This is a genomic window from Streptomyces sp. NPDC096339 (assembly GCF_044762985.1).
Classification (GTDB): domain Bacteria; phylum Actinomycetota; class Actinomycetes; order Streptomycetales; family Streptomycetaceae; genus Streptomyces.
Genome location: NZ_JBIWFI010000006.1, coordinates 1 through 13,426, shown reverse-complemented (window position 1 = coordinate 13,426; position 13,426 = coordinate 1). Strand labels below are relative to the sequence as shown.

Genomic DNA, 13,426 nt, shown 5'->3' with positions numbered 1-13,426 from the left:
GACTGTCTGCGCATCGGATAATGGGTCAACGGACAACCGGTGTAAGGCTCATCGGGCTGCAGTGGGCCGCGCGCGCGGAGTACCCTTCCGTGATCACTGGAGACGGGCGTCCAGACGCAGAAGGCGGTGCACGGGTGAGCTCGGGAGGTCTGGAGCTGCCCCCTGGTGACAGCGGTCACGAGGGTGGCCCGGCGGACGCCGTGGGCGCGGCCCCCGGCGGGACGGCGGCCGCGGCGGTGTCCCTGGCGCCGCAGGCGGCCGGGAGCCTGCGGGCCGGCGCCGAACTGGACTGGGGCGCGGAGGCCTGGAGCGAGGTCCGTACGCGGGCGCAGCGCGCGGGCCGTGCGTACATCTGGTTGAACCTGATCGAACAGCGGCTGCGGTCGGTGGTCGGGGCGGTGCTGCGGCCGATCTACGAGCCGGTGCACGGCGAGGACGACTGGGTGGTCGCCGCGGCGGGCCCCGCCGGGCAGGAGTGGGTGCAGCGGGCCGTGGCCGTGCGCGAGGTCAGCCGGCGCAAGGGCTATCTCCTCGACCCGGCCGACGACAACGTGCTGAGCTTCCTGACCCTGCCGCAGCTGCGGGAGCTGATGGTCCAGCACTGGCCCTGCTTCGAACCGTACTTCGACGACCGACGCGAGATCGAGCTGGCCCTGGACGAGCTGGAGGTCACCCGCAACGTGGTCTCCCGCAACCGGGCGCTGTCGCGCGCCGTGCTGGAGCAGGCGGAGCGGGCCTCGGCGCGGCTCCTCGACGTACTGGGCGGCGGTGCGGGCTCGCCGGGGGCGGACCGGCTGCCGATCGACGCGGTCGAGGACCTGGTGGGCGACCGGTACGCGGACGTGATCTCCGTCCACCCCGACCGGGTGCGCCTCCAGCGCCAGCTTCCCGCGGAGGACCTCTTCGGGGGCGCGCGGCGGCTCGACGCCATCGGCATAGGCCTCAACCTGCTGGTGCAGAACTTCTCCGGCCGAAGACTCGTCCGGCTCACCGAGGCGGGCTGCCGGGTGCGGCTGCTGTTCCTGAACCCGGCGAGCAGCGCGATCAAGCGGCGCGAGAGGGAGCTGGGGCTGCGCAAGGGCGAGCTGAGCCGCTCGGTGGAGATGAACATCCTGCACGTCCGGCGCGTCCGCGCGGGCCTGGCAGACCCGTCGCGCTTCGAGATCCACGTCTTCGACGAGACTCCCCGCTTCACGGCCTACCTGGTGGAGGGCCAGTCCTCGGGCATCGCGGTCGTCCAGTCCTACCTGCGCCGCGCGCGCGGCATGGAGGCCCCGGTCCTGGTGCTGCGCGGGGGCGGCCGGGGCGTCCCCAAGGACGCGGACCACGGGTTGTTCACGACGTACCGGGAGGAGTTCGAAGCGGTGTGGGAGGACTCCCGGCCGGTGTCTTGACCCCGTCGGGGCCACCGCCCCGGGACCCGGGAGACGGCTTGTCAGTGGGGCGTGGCAGGCTGAAAGCCGTTGAACGAAGGCGTACGGGGGAGGGGCGCGACATGGGGGGATCGGGGATGAGCTGGGTCAGCGGGCCGATGGTGGCCTTCGACCTGGAGACCACGGGGACCGACATCGAGAACGACCGGATCGTCACGGCCGCGGTCGTGACGATGGAGCCGGACGGGCGGGTGTCGCGGGAGCGGACGTGGCTGCTCGATCCGGGGGTGCCCATCCCGGAGCAGGCCTCGGCGATCCACGGGATCTCCACTGAGCACGCCCGGGCGAACGGGGTGCCGGCCGCGCCCGGGGTCGAGGAGATAACGGGGGCGCTCGCGCAGGAGCTGGCCGCGGGCACCCCGCTCGTCGTGATGAACGCGCGGTACGACCTGTCCCTGCTGGACCGCGAGTGCCGCCGACACGGGCTCGTACCGCTGGGCCCGCGGCTGGCGGGCCGGCCGGCGCCGGTCATCGACCCGCTCGTCCTGGACAAGCACGCCGACCGCTACCGCAAGGGCCGCCGGACCCTCCAGGCCCTCTGCGAGCACTACGGGGTCACCCTCGACGCCGCGCACGACGCGGTCGCGGACGCGCTGGCCGCGGCCCGCGCGGCCCGGCGGATGGGGGCGCGGCACGCCGCCATAGGCTCGGTGGGGCTGGCGGACCTGCACGCCCTCCAGGTCCGTGCGGCGGCGGAGCAGGCGGCCTCGCTGCAGAGCTACCTGCGGCGCACCTCGGATCCCGAGGCGGTCGTGGAGCGGGCCTGGCCCGTGGTCCCGTACCGGGTCTGAGCCACCGGCGGCCCGCTACCGCAGGAGCCACTTCGTGGTCAGGGCCATGACCTCGGCGCGGGTGTGGGTGCCGTGGTCGGCGGCGACGACGTAGCTGCCGAGCCGCACGGAGAAGGTCAGCATGCAGCGGACCTCGACGTCGTCCTCGTCGGGGCAGAACTCCCGGTACAGCGAACGCAGGTAGTCCATGCGTCGGTTGTCGACGCGGCGCAGCCGCTCCGCGACGGCCTCGTCGCGCCGGGCCCAGTCGCGGATCGCGAGGTCGAGGGCCACGCCCGTCGCCGGGCGGTCGCCGATCTCGGCGACGAGCGCGAACAGCCGCTCCAGCCGGGCCCTGGCGTCCCCGCCGCCGCTCTCGACCCGTTCGATCACGGCCTCGGTGGCCGCGCGCTCCCAGGTGTCGAGCATCTCGTCGAGCAGTGCGCCCCGGTTCGGGAAGTACCCGTAGAAGCCGCCCTTGCTGACTCCGAGGGCCTGTGCGAGCGCCTCGACCCGGACGGCCTCGGGCCCGCCGGCGGAGAGTGCCCGCAGGCCCTCCTCGATCCACTTGCCGCGTGGTGTGCGGGTCACGCCCACGGTGTGTCTCCCCTCACGTCCACTGATCTATACGGCACCGTATAGATCAGTGCTAGCCTTCTTCTATACGGCATCGTATAGACAGGAGCTTGCTCGTGAGACTCCCGAAAACCGCGCACACCTCCCGCCCCTGGCGGATCCACGAGATCGCGGGCGACTTCCGCGTCGAGGACGTCTGGGAACTGCCGACGCCGGGCGGAGCGGACGACCTGGCCCTGCTCGTGGACCAGTTCGCGAACGGCGAGGGGGATCCCGTCCCCTCCCTCGTGGGCCGTGCGCTCTTCGCGCTCCGTTGGAAGCTCGGCGCCCTGCTGGGTTGGGACAAGCCCTCCGACGGCCTCGGAGCCCGGGTCCCGACACTGCGCGACCGGCTCCCGGCGGACCTCCGCGAGGGCCCCCGGGGCCCGGACGCCAAGCCGGTTCCCTTCACCTCCGTCTACCTCACCCACGACGAGTGGGCGGCGGAGACGGCCAACCGCACCATGCACGGGGTGATGCACATCGGCTGGGTCCCGGACGGATCCGGCGGCTACCGCGGTCAGATGGCCGTCCTGGTGAAGCCCAACGGGCGCCTCGGCACCCTCTACATGCTGGGCATCAAGCCCTTCCGCTACCTGGGGGTCTACCCGGCGCTGATCCGCGGCATCGGCCGCGAGTGGCAGCGGCGCGCCGCCGAGAGGAGCGCGAGAGCTTCATAGGCCTTCGCGGTGGGCGGACCTCGCGTCCCGTCAGGCGACGCCCGCGAGTGCCGTCGCGGCCAGCAGGGCCGCCAGTGCGGCGGCCCGGCGGCCGTGGCGCCATCCGCCCATCAGCACCTGCGCCGTCGCCCCGGTGAAGAGCGGCATGAACAGGGCCCGTGCCGTGTCCCGATCGAGGCCCACCCGCTGGTCCGTGAGCAGTACGCCGGCCGCGAAGCCGAGCAGCGTGGCGAGGATCACCGGCAGCTCGAACGAGGGCTCCGACCGGCGGATCCGCCGGGCATCGCGGGAGCGGACGGCACGGAAGTGGCGTACGACGCACACCCCCAGGGCCAACGAGGTGACGGCCGTGGCGAGGAACGCCGCGCCTTCCCAGAGGCCGGGTGGGGGAGTGTGGTCCATGGTGCGCCGGGCCTCTCGCGGAACTGCGGGCGGGGCGGGCCACGACCCGGGCCCGCACCGGAACCTTCGATTCCGGTGGGTCATGGTCACACGTCACCCGCGACGCGCTCACGGCGGGGTGCCGGTAAGGGGGCCGCGTTCCGGGCCGGGGCGCCCGGCGGGACGGCCCGTCCGGTCGGAGCTACCGTGACGCGGCTTCCCCGGCCCAGGCGTCGCTGTACTCGATGTGGATGTCCCGACTGCTGTCGTCGCCGTGGCGCAGCTGAGCGCAGTAGTGCCGGTCGGCGGTGCGGCCCGGACCGTGCGCGGCCACGTCGTGGAAGTGGCCGGCGGTCTCCCGGAACGCCTTCGCGCTGCCCGTCACGAACAGCGTCTCGGCGTGGACGTGCTGGTGGAACAGGTCGCGGTTCTCCGCGTGGTGCAGGGCCTCGTGGTCGATCTCCGGCTGCGTGGTGGAGACCGTGACGGTGCGGCGCCTGCCCGGGCCGAGCCGCCCCCGCAGTTCCTTCCAGCGCGAGGGCGCGAACTGGAGCGAGTGGTGCAGCAGGACCAGGTCGAGCGGGCGCGCCCCGGCTTCGGCGGAGGCGCCGGGGCGTCGCAGCGGCAGGTGGATCAGGGCGCGGGGCGAGGTGGCGGCAAGGGTCCACAGCCCGCCGATGAGCCGTGCCGCGTCCCGGTCGACGTACGCGTTGAGGAACCAGCCGTGGTCGACGAGCAGGGCGCGCTCCGGCGGGCGGGCGGGGCGGATCACCGTGAGCTCCTGCGCGCCGAGCCGGGGACGGTGGACGGTGACGGGAAAGTCCATGATCCCTTGATAGGCGGCGCTCAGAAGGAGTGCCAGCGGGTTTCCCGGTCGCCGGCCCGGAGCGAGGCCACCCGGCGGCGGAATTCGGCCAGGGCCTTCGGGTTGGCGGGGGCGTGCTGGGAGACCCAGGCGCAGCTGGCCGTCTCCCGGGCGCCGCGCAGGACCGCGCAGCCCTCCCAGTCGCGGACGTCCCAGCCGTAGCCCGCCACGAAGGTCTCGTACGCCCCGGCGGGCAGCCCGTACCGGTCGCGCTGGAGGGCCATCACCACCAGGTCGTGCTCGCGCAGATCGGCCGACACCGTCTCCAGGTCGACCAGGACGGGACCGTCCGGTCCCACGTGGACGTTGCGGGGCAGGGCGTCCCCGTGGATCGGACCCCGGGGCAGGTGCGGGGTCAGGGCCGCGACCTCGTCGGCGTAGGAGTCGCGGCGCGCCCGCAGGTACGCCGCGTCCGCCGGGTCGACGGCCCCGCCGGCCAGCCGCAGCCACCGCTCGACCCCGCCCAGCAGGTCCCGCGCGGGCAGTTCGAACGGCGCCGCGGGCAGCGCGTGGACCCGCCGCAGCAGCGCCGCCAGGTCCTCGGGGCCGGCCGGCCGGACCGCGTCCGGGAGCCGGTGCCACACGGTCACCGGGTGGCCGCCGACCAGCCGGGGCTTCGGCTCGGCCGCGCGCACCGCCGGGACCCCGCTCTCCGCGAACCAGCCGGCCACCGCCAGCTCCCGCTCGGCGCGCTCCAGCAGGGCCGCCTCCCGGCCCACCTTCACGACCAGGTCGCCGACCGCGAAGACGGCGTTCTCCCCGAAGGAGAGCAGCGCGGCCGTCTCGCGGCCGCCACCGTCCAGGCCCGCGGCGGCCAGCACGTCCCTGGCCCGCGCCTCGTCCATGTCGTTCTCCGCATCCGGTTCGTCGGCGATGCGCCAAGTCTCCCATCCCGATCAAGGACCCCCCCACATATCGGTTGCACGAGACGTATCGTCTCGTTACGGTGTGGGGCATGACCTCAGCAGCCAAGCCCGCACACATCGCCATGTTCTCGATCGCCGCCCACGGGCACGTGAATCCGAGCATCGAGGTGATCCGGGAACTCGTCGCCCGGGGCCACCGCGTCAGCTACGCCATTCCCGCCTCCTTCGCCGACAAGGTCGCGGAGACCGGGGCCACGCCCGTGATCTACACCTCCACCCTCCCCACCGACGACGACCCCGAGGCCTGGGGCACCGAACTCATCGACAACCTCGAACCCTTCCTCCACGACGCCGTCCAAGCCCTCCCGCGCCTCGCCGACGCCTTCGCGGGCGACGAGCCGGACCTGGTCATCCACGACATCACCTCCTACCCGGCGCCCGTCCTGGCCCACCGCTGGGGCGTCCCCGCCGTGTCCCTCTCCCCGAACCTGGTCGCCTGGGAGGGGTACGAGGAGGAGGTGGCCGAGCCGATGTTCGCCGAGCTGAAGGCCTCCGAGCGCGGAAAGGCGTACTACGCCAGGTTCGCCGCGTGGCTGACCGAGAACGGCCTCGGCGACCAGGTCGACCGCTTCCAGGGACGCCCGCGCCGCAGCCTCGTCCTCATCCCCAGGGCGCTCCAGCCCCACGCGGACCGCGTGGACGAGTCCGTGTACACCTTCGTCGGCGCCTGCCAGGGCGACCGATCGGCCACGCAGGGCAGGTGGCACAGGCCGGCCGCGGCCGAGGGCAAGAAGGTGCTGCTGGTCTCACTGGGATCCGCCTTCACCAAGCAGCCCGCCTTCTACCGCGCTTGCGCGGAGGCCTTCGGGGACCTGCCCGACTGGCACGTCGTCCTGCAGATCGGCAAGTTCACCGACGAAGCCGAACTGGGCCCGGTCCCGGCCAACGTCGAGGTGCACCGCTGGGTCCCGCAGCTGGACATCCTGCGCCAGGCCGACGCCTTCATCACCCACGCGGGCGCCGGCGGCAGCCAGGAAGGCCTCGCCACCGCCACCCCGATGGTCGCCGTCCCGCAGGCCGTCGACCAGTTCGGCAACGCCGACATGCTGGCCGCCCTCGGTGTGGCCCGGCACGTCCCCATGGAACGGGCGGACGCGGCGACGCTCCGGGAGGCGGTGCTCGGACTCCTCTCCGACCCCGGTGTCGCGGCCCGCGCCGAAGCGGTCCGCGCGGCGATGGCCGCCGAGGGCGGCACCCGGCGGGCCGCCGACCTCATCGAAGCCGAGCTGTCGCAGGGCGCATTGTCATAGCCGAGGCCTACCCTGCCCCCATGGCGAAGGCGAAGAAATACGCGGCGCTGCTGCGCGGCATCAATGTCGGCGGGAAGAAGAAGGTCCCGATGGCCGAACTGCGCTCCGTACTGGAGGGGCTCGGCCACACGGACGTGGCGACGTACCTGCAGAGCGGAAACGCCGTCTTCGGCAGTGCGAAGAAGGACCCGGCCGCGCTCGCCCGGGAGCTGGAGAAGGCCATCGAGGAGCGCTTCGGCTTCCCGGTGGCCTGCCTGGTCGTCGACGGCGACTACCTGCGCGCCGTCGCCGAGGCCTGCCCCTTCCCGGCCGCCGAACTGGAGGGGAGACAGCTCCACGCCACCTTCCTCTCCGACGACCCGGGCGCGGACCGCTTCGCCGCGATCGACGAGGCCGCGTACCTCCCGGAGGAGTACCGGCTCGGCGACCGCGTCATCTACCTCTACGCCCCCGACGGCCTGGGCCGATCCGAACTCGGCGTGGCCCTGCACAAGCCCTCCCTGCTCAAGGGCCTGGACGCCACCACCCGCAACTGGAACACCGTCGTCAAACTCGTCGAACTGACCGGCCCCTAGTGCTCTGACCGGAAAGGTTCACCGCCTCACGACGCCCGGCACGGCACCTCGCCGCGTTGTCGGGCCAGGCGAGCACGTCCAGTACGAGCCGTGGCCCTCCGCCTTGCGATCCACCGCACCGGACGCCGTGAACCGGCAAACCTTTCCGGTCAGAGCACTGGCATCCGCACCCATGGGGACATCCATCGACGGAGTGATCGAGACACGTGCCGCGGGCGAGCCTTGGGAGACGGAGGTTGACCTGCTCGACTTCGACCTCGGGAAGGCGCGGGACGCCCGCGAGTGCCTGTTCGGCTACGGCGGGGGCCTCGGGGTGGTCCGGCCGCTGTTCGACAGCAGGGGCCGGCCCGAGGACGCCTGCGAGGAGGTCCCGAAGGAGTGCGGCGAACTGAACCACAGTCACTCCTACGCGACGTGGGCCGAGATCGCGGCGGTCGACTGGGACGCGCCGGTCTGCGACCGTGCCGATCCGTACAGCGTGGGCGTGTGGCTCCCCGGGCCGGACGGCGAGCCGGTCCTCGACCACGTGGTCCGGACACCGGCCGAGGTCGACGACGCGGCGCGGGAGCTCTTCGGCGAGGACCTGTACCCGCACGAATGGCCGCCGGGCGGCGAGGTCCGTCTGGATAGGGCCGTGTACCGCCCCTTGGTCCACACGGCCCGGACCATCGTCCCGCCGGACGGAGCCTGGGCCCCCGTATGGGCTTCGATGCGCACGCTGGCGGCCCAGTACGGTGACGAGAACGTCCGCCTGGTGGTCTGGTTCGGCTGAGCCTTCCGCACCCCGGCGACCCCGTCGACGGCAAGGAACGAACGACAGTGATCACCACGGAACGCCTCCGGCTGCGCCCGCTCACCGACGCCGACACCGACTGGTGGGTGAGCCTCCACGCGGATGCGGAGGTCAACCGGTTCGTCGGCGGCTACACCCGGGAGCAGGCCGCGGCACGCCTGCGGGCGATACGGCAGCAGTGGACCGAGCGCGGTCACGGACTGTGCGCCGTCGAACTGCGCGGCACCGGCGAGGTGATCGGGCGCTCCGGTCTCTACTGGTGGGAGCAGTTCGACGAGACCGAGATCGGCTGGACCTTCGCCCGTGCGCACTGGGGTCGGGGCTATGCCACCGAAGCGGCCCGGGCGGTGCTCGCGTGGGGCTTCGGGACCCTGGGACTGGAGCAGATCACCGCGATGATCCATCCCGGGAACACCGCCTCCGCCGCCGTCGCCCGACGCCTCGGGTTCACGCCGCTGCGCGAGGACACGATCCTCGACCGCCCCTGCACCGTCTACGGCCTGAAGGCCGGCCGGGCCGACGGCGACGGGGCGGCCTAGCCCAGACCGTCCAGCAGCTCCAGCTCCTGCGCCGTGAGGTGGACCGTCGCCGCGTCCAGGTTCTCCGCCAGGTGTGCCGGCGAACCGGTGCCCGGCGTCGGGCACAGCACGGGGGAGTGGTGCAGCAGCCACGCCAGGGCGATCTGGCCCGGGCCCGCGCCGTGGGCCGCGGCCACCGAGGTGACGGCCGCCGCGCTCTCCCGGGTCAGGGAGCCGCTGCCCAGCGGGTAGTAGGGGAGGAAGGCGATCCCGTTCGCCTCGCACACCGCGAGGACCTCCACCGACGTACGGTTCAGCAGGTTGTACGCGTTCTGCACCGAGGCGATCGGTACCGACTCCAGCGCCAGGCGGAGCTCCTCCGCGGTGACGGTGTCCAGCCCGATGTGCCGGACCTTGCCCTCCGCCCGCAACTCGGCCAGCGCACCGAGCTGTTCGGCCATCGGCACGGCCGGATCGAACCGGTGCAGTTGGTAGAGGTCGATGCGTTCCAGCCGAAGCCGCCGCAGGCTCGCCTCGCACTGCCGGCGCAACTGCTCCGGGCTGCCCGCCACGTGCCACTGATCGGGGCCGGTGCGCACCACCCCGCCCTTCGTGGCGACCACGAGCCGCTCCCCGTACGGGTGGAGGGCCTCGGCGATCAGCTCCTCGGCCAGGTCCGGGCCGTAGTTGTCGGCGGTGTCGATGAGGGTGACCCCGCGTTCGACCGCCGTGCGCAGCAGCGCGTGGGCCTCGGCGCGGCCGGCGCGCGGACCCCAGTAGCCGGGGCCCACCAGGCCGCCCGTGCCGAAGCCCAGGCGGCGGAGCGGAAGGTCACCGCCGAGTGTGAACGTCTCGTTCGCCATGCCCCGACCGTAACCCAGGAGGTCGGATGTGCCAGGCTCCTCCCATGCGCTACATCATCATCGGAGCGGGCGCGGTGGGCGCCACCATCGGCGGACGGCTCGCGGAAGCGGGCGGCGAGGTGGTCCTCGTCGCGCGCGGCGCCCACGCCGAGGCCCTGCGGGCCGACGGGCTGCGGCTCACGACCGCCGACGGGGAGCGGGTGCACCGGCTTCCGGTGGTCACCGCCCCGGCCGAGCTGGGCGAACTGCGCCCCGACGACGTGCTGTTGTTGACCGTGAAGACCCAGGACGCGATCGCCGCGCTCGACGCGTGGGGCGACGCGGAGGTCGCGGGCGGCGGCACGGCCGCGCAGCGGCTGCCGGTGCTGTGCGCGCAGAACGGCGTGGAGAGCGAGCGCCTCGCGCTACGGCGCTTCGCGCGCGTGTACGGGGTGTGCGTGTGGCTGCCGTCCACTTTCCTGGAGCCGGGGGTCGTCTCGGCACTGTGCGCGCCGCTGACCGGCATCCTGCACCTGGGCCCGGCGGCGGGCGGTCCCGCGGACCCGACGGCCCGGGCGGTCTCGGCCGACCTCGGCAAGGCGGGCTTCGAGGCGCCGGTGGTCGAGGACGTGATGCGGTGGAAGTACGCGAAGCTGCTGGGGAACCTCGGCAACGCGATCCAGGCGACGACGGGACCCGAGCCGGAGCCCGCGAAGGCCGCGCTGTTGCTGCGGGCCGTCCGGGAGGGGAAGGCCGCCTTCGCCGCGGCCGGGATCGCGTACGCCTCCGAGGCGGAGCAGTCCGCCGCGCGCGACGGCAAGGTCGACCAGCCGGCGGGCATCCGGGGCGGTTCGTCCTGGCAGAGCCTGGCGCGCGGCACGGGGTCGGTGGAGGCGGACTACCTCAACGGGGAGATCTCTCTGCTGGGCCGCCTGCACGGGGTCCCGACTCCCGTGAACGACGTGCTGCGGCACGCGGCCAACATCTTCGCGCGCGAGTCGCTCCCGCCGGGCGCGATGACCATCGCGGACCTGACCGCCCTCGCGGACGAGGCCGCGGCCCGGAGCTGACCTCCGGCCGCGGCGCCCGGCCGTGGGTCAGGAGGTGCGCTTGAGGGTCCAGGTGTTGGCGTTGAAGCTGGGGACGGCCGAGTAGCGGCAGCCGCTCGAGTAGTACGAGCTGACGACGGTCCAGCCGGCCGGGGGCCACGTGGAGGCGCAGGCGTTGACCTGGGTGCCGACCGGGTAGCCCCGGAGGTCCTTGATCTGCTTGGTGTTGGGGTTGAAGCCGGAGCCGCACCCGCCGCTGTTCCACCACTGGACGTCCACCCAGCCGTCCGGGGTGAGCGTGCTGGAGCACATGTTGAGCGTGTCGCCGGGCGCCGCGGAGGCGGGGCTCGCGGTGATCCCGAGGGCGGTGACGGCCAACGTGGCCAGAGCTGCGGCGTATCGGGTGCGGATCATGAGGGGTTCCCTTTCGCGCGCACTGGGATCGCCGCCGACCGTCGGCGGGCCTGACCAGGCGCCGAGCCCATTGCACCCGAACTGTCCACGATGCGGACAGTGATCTTTTGGGCATAACTCCACGGCGGTTTACAGCCGGTGGCGGCGCCGATTCAGGCGGTCAGGGCCCGGAGGCGGCTCGGGGCGGCCGCGGCGGCCCCGTCGTAGCGGAGCAGCAGCAGGCGGGCCAGCTCCGGGGCCGCACCCAGGACCCCCGCGAGCACATCGGCACCCGCGGCCTCCGCGCCGGCCGCGATACGGTCCGGCAGCCGGCCCGGGGCGATGACGTACGGGGCGACGGCCACACGGGCGAAGCCCTCGGCGCGCAGCGCCCGTACGGCGTCCTCCGTACGGGGAAGGGCAGCGGAGGCGAACGCAGGCCGCACGGCGCACCAACCGGTACGCCGCCACTCCCGCGCGGTTTCAGCGATCGCTGCGATCGCCTCCGGGTCTGTGGATCCGGCGGACGCGAGCACCACCGCGGTGGTGGAGCGGTCCGCCGGGGTGAGGCCGGCCTCGGTGAGCCGGCGCTCCAGGGCCTCGATGAGGAGCGGGGACGGACCGAGGACGTCGGCCACCCGCACGGACAGCCCCGGCAGCCGGTCCGAGGACTCGGCCAGCACCGCGGGGACGTCCGACTTGGCGTGGAAGGCGCGGGTCAGCAGCAGCGGGAGCGCCACCACATCGCGTACGCCCGAGAGGTACAGCGAGGCCAGGACCTGCGCCACCGAGGGGCCGTCGAAGTCCAGGAAGGCCGTCTCCACCCGCAGCCCCGGCCGCAGCGAACGGACGCGCCGGGTCAGGGCGTGCACGGTCTCCGCGTGCCGCGGATCGCGGCTGCCGTGGGCTATGACGAGCAGGGCGGGAGCCTGAGCCGGAGCCATGACTAGCTCTTCACCAGGAGGCCGCGGCTGCGCAGGACCCAGCGTTCGGCCGGGCTGAAGATGAGCAGGTCGATGGCGATGCCGACGGTGAGGATCAGGATGATCGCGAGGAACACGCCGGGGAGGTCGATGTTGTTGCGGCCGTTTTCGAGGAGCTGGCCGAGGCCGAGGCCGAGGTCGGGGGAGGAGGCGATGATCTCGGCGGCCATCAGGGAGCGCCAGGAGAAGGCCCAGCCCTGCTTGAGGCCGGCGACGTAGCCGGGGAGTGCGCCGGGCATGATGACGTGCCGGGCGCCGCGCAGGCCGGTGGCGCCCAGGGTGCGGCCGGCGCGCAGGTAGAGCGGCGGGATCTGGTCGATGCCGGCGACGAGGCCGTTGGCGATGGAGGGGACGGCGCCGAGCAGGATCACCGTGAACATCATGGCGTCGTTGAGGCCGAACCAGAGCACGGCGGGCGGGACCCAGGCCACCGAGGGCAGCGACTGCAGGCCCTGGAGGATCGGGCCGATCGCGGCGCGCACGAGCTTGACCCGGGCCACGAGCAGGCCGAGGGGGGTGCCGATGGCCAGCGCGAGGAGGAAGCCGAGCAGACCCCGGGACACACTGGTCCAGATGACGTCCAGCAGGGTGCCCTTGAGCCACATGTCGGACAGGCTGTCCCACACCGCCGAAAGCGCGGGGAGCTTCGTCTCATCGGTGATCTTCAGCGAGACGAGGACCTGCCATACGAGCAGGACCAGGCCGACGGCGAGGAACGGCGGCAGGACCTTCTTGAGCAGGACCTCGCGCACCGGCGTGCGGTGGGTGGTGACCGCGTCGAGGGCGTCCAGGCCGGCTTCGAGTCCGGCGAGGTCGTCCGCCTTGGCCTTGGTGGTGGTGTCAGTGCTGGCCATGGCGGCGGATCTCCCCACGCAGGTGTTCAGTGATCTCGAGGGACAGCTCGGCGACGTCCGCGTCTTCGATGCGGCGGGGCTGGGCGATGTCCACGGTCCATTCCTTCGCGACCCGGCCGGGGCGGGAGGAGAGCAGGACCACGCGCTGGGCGAGGCGGACGGCCTCGCGGACGTTGTGGGTGACGAACAGGACGGAGAGTCCGGTCTCGGCCCAGATGCGGGTGAGTTCGCCGTGCAGGACGTCGCGGGTGATGGCGTCGAGGGCCGCGAAGGGCTCGTCCATGAGCAGGAGGCGGCTGTCCTGGGCGAGGGCCCGGGCCAGGGCGACGCGCTGGCGCATGCCGCCGGAGAGTTCGTGGACGCGCTTGCCGTGGGCGCCGCCGAGGCGGACCAGTTCCAGCAGGCGTTCGGCTTCGGGCTTGCGGTCGGCCTTGGGGACGCCGCGCAGGCGCAGGGCGAGTTCGATGTTCTTGCCCGCGGTCAGCCAGGGGAAGAGGGC

Annotated in this window: 17 protein-coding genes; 8 read left to right on the top strand and 9 right to left on the bottom strand. The window is 73.1% G+C overall.

The window, feature by feature from the left end; all coding sequences use genetic code 11:
- Positions 1 to 134 precede the first annotated feature (134 nt).
- Both ACIQ5Y_RS11535 and ACIQ5Y_RS11530 read left to right on the top strand, forming a co-directional pair.
- Entirely contained in the window at positions 135 to 1,394 is a 1,260-nt protein-coding gene (locus tag ACIQ5Y_RS11535) for an SAV2148 family HEPN domain-containing protein (protein ID WP_403878281.1), read from the top strand.
- 116 nt (positions 1,395 to 1,510) lie between these two features.
- Positions 1,511 to 2,224: an exonuclease domain-containing protein gene (locus ACIQ5Y_RS11530; RefSeq protein WP_403878279.1), complete on the top strand. Its 714-nt coding sequence runs from the start codon at positions 1,511 to 1,513 to the stop codon at positions 2,222 to 2,224.
- A 15-nt stretch (positions 2,225 to 2,239) separates the two neighbouring features.
- Here the strand turns inward: ACIQ5Y_RS11530 and ACIQ5Y_RS11525 are convergent, their stop codons facing one another.
- On the bottom strand, positions 2,240 to 2,800 hold the full coding sequence (locus tag ACIQ5Y_RS11525; protein ID WP_403878277.1) for a TetR/AcrR family transcriptional regulator: 561 nt from the start codon (positions 2,798 to 2,800) through the stop codon (positions 2,240 to 2,242).
- Between the two features lie 95 nt (positions 2,801 to 2,895).
- Between ACIQ5Y_RS11525 and ACIQ5Y_RS11520 the strand changes: the two genes are divergently transcribed.
- On the top strand, positions 2,896 to 3,498 hold the full coding sequence (locus tag ACIQ5Y_RS11520) for a DUF2867 domain-containing protein (protein ID WP_403878274.1): 603 nt from the start codon (positions 2,896 to 2,898) through the stop codon (positions 3,496 to 3,498).
- A gap of 30 nt (positions 3,499 to 3,528) precedes the next feature.
- On the opposite strand, the gene ACIQ5Y_RS11515 is transcribed toward ACIQ5Y_RS11520, so the two are convergent.
- The 3 genes from ACIQ5Y_RS11515 to ACIQ5Y_RS11505 all read right to left on the bottom strand — a co-directional run bounded on the left by ACIQ5Y_RS11515 (position 3,529) and on the right by ACIQ5Y_RS11505 (position 5,589).
- Complete coding sequence (locus tag ACIQ5Y_RS11515) at positions 3,529 to 3,900, bottom strand: hypothetical protein (RefSeq protein ID WP_403878272.1); 372 nt, start codon at positions 3,898 to 3,900, stop codon at positions 3,529 to 3,531.
- A gap of 181 nt (positions 3,901 to 4,081) precedes the next feature.
- Positions 4,082 to 4,705, bottom strand: coding sequence for a hypothetical protein (locus ACIQ5Y_RS11510; RefSeq protein ID WP_403878269.1), 624 nt, complete (start codon positions 4,703 to 4,705; stop codon positions 4,082 to 4,084).
- Between the two features lie 20 nt (positions 4,706 to 4,725).
- The gene (locus ACIQ5Y_RS11505) at positions 4,726 to 5,589 is read right to left on the bottom strand and encodes a phosphotransferase enzyme family protein (protein WP_403878266.1); all 864 of its coding nucleotides are present in this window, start codon (positions 5,587 to 5,589) and stop codon (positions 4,726 to 4,728) included.
- A 110-nt stretch (positions 5,590 to 5,699) separates the two neighbouring features.
- Between ACIQ5Y_RS11505 and mgt the strand changes: the two genes are divergently transcribed.
- The 4 genes from mgt to ACIQ5Y_RS11485 all read left to right on the top strand — a co-directional run bounded on the left by mgt (position 5,700) and on the right by ACIQ5Y_RS11485 (position 8,827).
- Positions 5,700 to 6,920, top strand: coding sequence for a macrolide-inactivating glycosyltransferase (gene mgt / locus ACIQ5Y_RS11500; RefSeq protein ID WP_403878263.1), 1,221 nt, complete (start codon positions 5,700 to 5,702; stop codon positions 6,918 to 6,920).
- A gap of 20 nt (positions 6,921 to 6,940) precedes the next feature.
- Positions 6,941 to 7,495, top strand: a complete 555-nt coding sequence (locus ACIQ5Y_RS11495) for a DUF1697 domain-containing protein (protein ID WP_403878260.1) — start codon at positions 6,941 to 6,943, stop codon at positions 7,493 to 7,495.
- Between the two features lie 193 nt (positions 7,496 to 7,688).
- Positions 7,689 to 8,267 carry a hypothetical protein gene (locus tag ACIQ5Y_RS11490; protein ID WP_403878257.1) on the top strand — a complete coding sequence of 193 codons (579 nt, stop codon included), beginning with the start codon at positions 7,689 to 7,691 and terminating at the stop codon, positions 8,265 to 8,267.
- 47 nt (positions 8,268 to 8,314) lie between these two features.
- Positions 8,315 to 8,827, top strand: a complete 513-nt coding sequence (locus ACIQ5Y_RS11485) for a GNAT family N-acetyltransferase (RefSeq protein WP_403878254.1) — start codon at positions 8,315 to 8,317, stop codon at positions 8,825 to 8,827.
- On the opposite strand, the gene ACIQ5Y_RS11480 is transcribed toward ACIQ5Y_RS11485, so the two are convergent.
- Positions 8,824 to 9,669, bottom strand: coding sequence for an aldo/keto reductase (locus tag ACIQ5Y_RS11480; RefSeq protein ID WP_403878251.1), 846 nt, complete (start codon positions 9,667 to 9,669; stop codon positions 8,824 to 8,826). The two genes, ACIQ5Y_RS11485 and ACIQ5Y_RS11480, sit on opposite strands and share 4 nt — an antisense overlap.
- 44 nt (positions 9,670 to 9,713) lie before the next feature.
- On the opposite strand from ACIQ5Y_RS11480, the gene ACIQ5Y_RS11475 reads away from it, so the two are divergent.
- Entirely contained in the window at positions 9,714 to 10,718 is a 1,005-nt protein-coding gene (locus ACIQ5Y_RS11475; protein WP_403878248.1) for a ketopantoate reductase family protein, read from the top strand.
- Between the two features lie 27 nt (positions 10,719 to 10,745).
- On the opposite strand, the gene ACIQ5Y_RS11470 is transcribed toward ACIQ5Y_RS11475, so the two are convergent.
- From ACIQ5Y_RS11470 to ACIQ5Y_RS11455, 4 genes are all read right to left on the bottom strand, one after another.
- Positions 10,746 to 11,111, bottom strand: a complete 366-nt coding sequence (locus ACIQ5Y_RS11470) for a hypothetical protein (RefSeq protein WP_403878245.1) — start codon at positions 11,109 to 11,111, stop codon at positions 10,746 to 10,748.
- Positions 11,112 to 11,263: 152 nt separating this feature from the next.
- Entirely contained in the window at positions 11,264 to 12,034 is a 771-nt protein-coding gene (locus ACIQ5Y_RS11465; RefSeq protein ID WP_403878242.1) for a sirohydrochlorin chelatase, read from the bottom strand.
- Positions 12,035 to 12,036: 2 nt separating this feature from the next.
- Positions 12,037 to 12,927, bottom strand: coding sequence for an ABC transporter permease (locus ACIQ5Y_RS11460; protein ID WP_403878239.1), 891 nt, complete (start codon positions 12,925 to 12,927; stop codon positions 12,037 to 12,039).
- The coding region (locus ACIQ5Y_RS11455; RefSeq protein ID WP_403878236.1) for an ABC transporter ATP-binding protein at positions 12,914 to 13,426 on the bottom strand (513 nt) is incomplete at its 5' end. The genes ACIQ5Y_RS11455 and ACIQ5Y_RS11460, both read right to left, overlap by 14 nt.

Coding starts and splice junctions, on each gene's coding strand:
- ACIQ5Y_RS11530 (WP_403878279.1), top strand. CDS start 1,511: ATGAGCTGGGTCAGCGGGCCGATGGTGGCCTTCGACCTGGAGACCACG.
- ACIQ5Y_RS11515 (WP_403878272.1), bottom strand. CDS start 3,900: ATGGACCACACTCCCCCACCCGGCCTCTGGGAAGGCGCGGCGTTCCTC.
- ACIQ5Y_RS11510 (WP_403878269.1), bottom strand. CDS start 4,705: ATGGACTTTCCCGTCACCGTCCACCGTCCCCGGCTCGGCGCGCAGGAG.
- ACIQ5Y_RS11505 (WP_403878266.1), bottom strand. CDS start 5,589: ATGGACGAGGCGCGGGCCAGGGACGTGCTGGCCGCCGCGGGCCTGGAC.
- mgt (WP_403878263.1), top strand. CDS start 5,700: ATGACCTCAGCAGCCAAGCCCGCACACATCGCCATGTTCTCGATCGCC.
- ACIQ5Y_RS11495 (WP_403878260.1), top strand. CDS start 6,941: ATGGCGAAGGCGAAGAAATACGCGGCGCTGCTGCGCGGCATCAATGTC.
- ACIQ5Y_RS11480 (WP_403878251.1), bottom strand. CDS start 9,669: ATGGCGAACGAGACGTTCACACTCGGCGGTGACCTTCCGCTCCGCCGC.
- ACIQ5Y_RS11475 (WP_403878248.1), top strand. CDS start 9,714: ATGCGCTACATCATCATCGGAGCGGGCGCGGTGGGCGCCACCATCGGC.
- ACIQ5Y_RS11470 (WP_403878245.1), bottom strand. CDS start 11,111: ATGATCCGCACCCGATACGCCGCAGCTCTGGCCACGTTGGCCGTCACC.
- ACIQ5Y_RS11465 (WP_403878242.1), bottom strand. CDS start 12,034: ATGGCTCCGGCTCAGGCTCCCGCCCTGCTCGTCATAGCCCACGGCAGC.
- ACIQ5Y_RS11460 (WP_403878239.1), bottom strand. CDS start 12,927: ATGGCCAGCACTGACACCACCACCAAGGCCAAGGCGGACGACCTCGCC.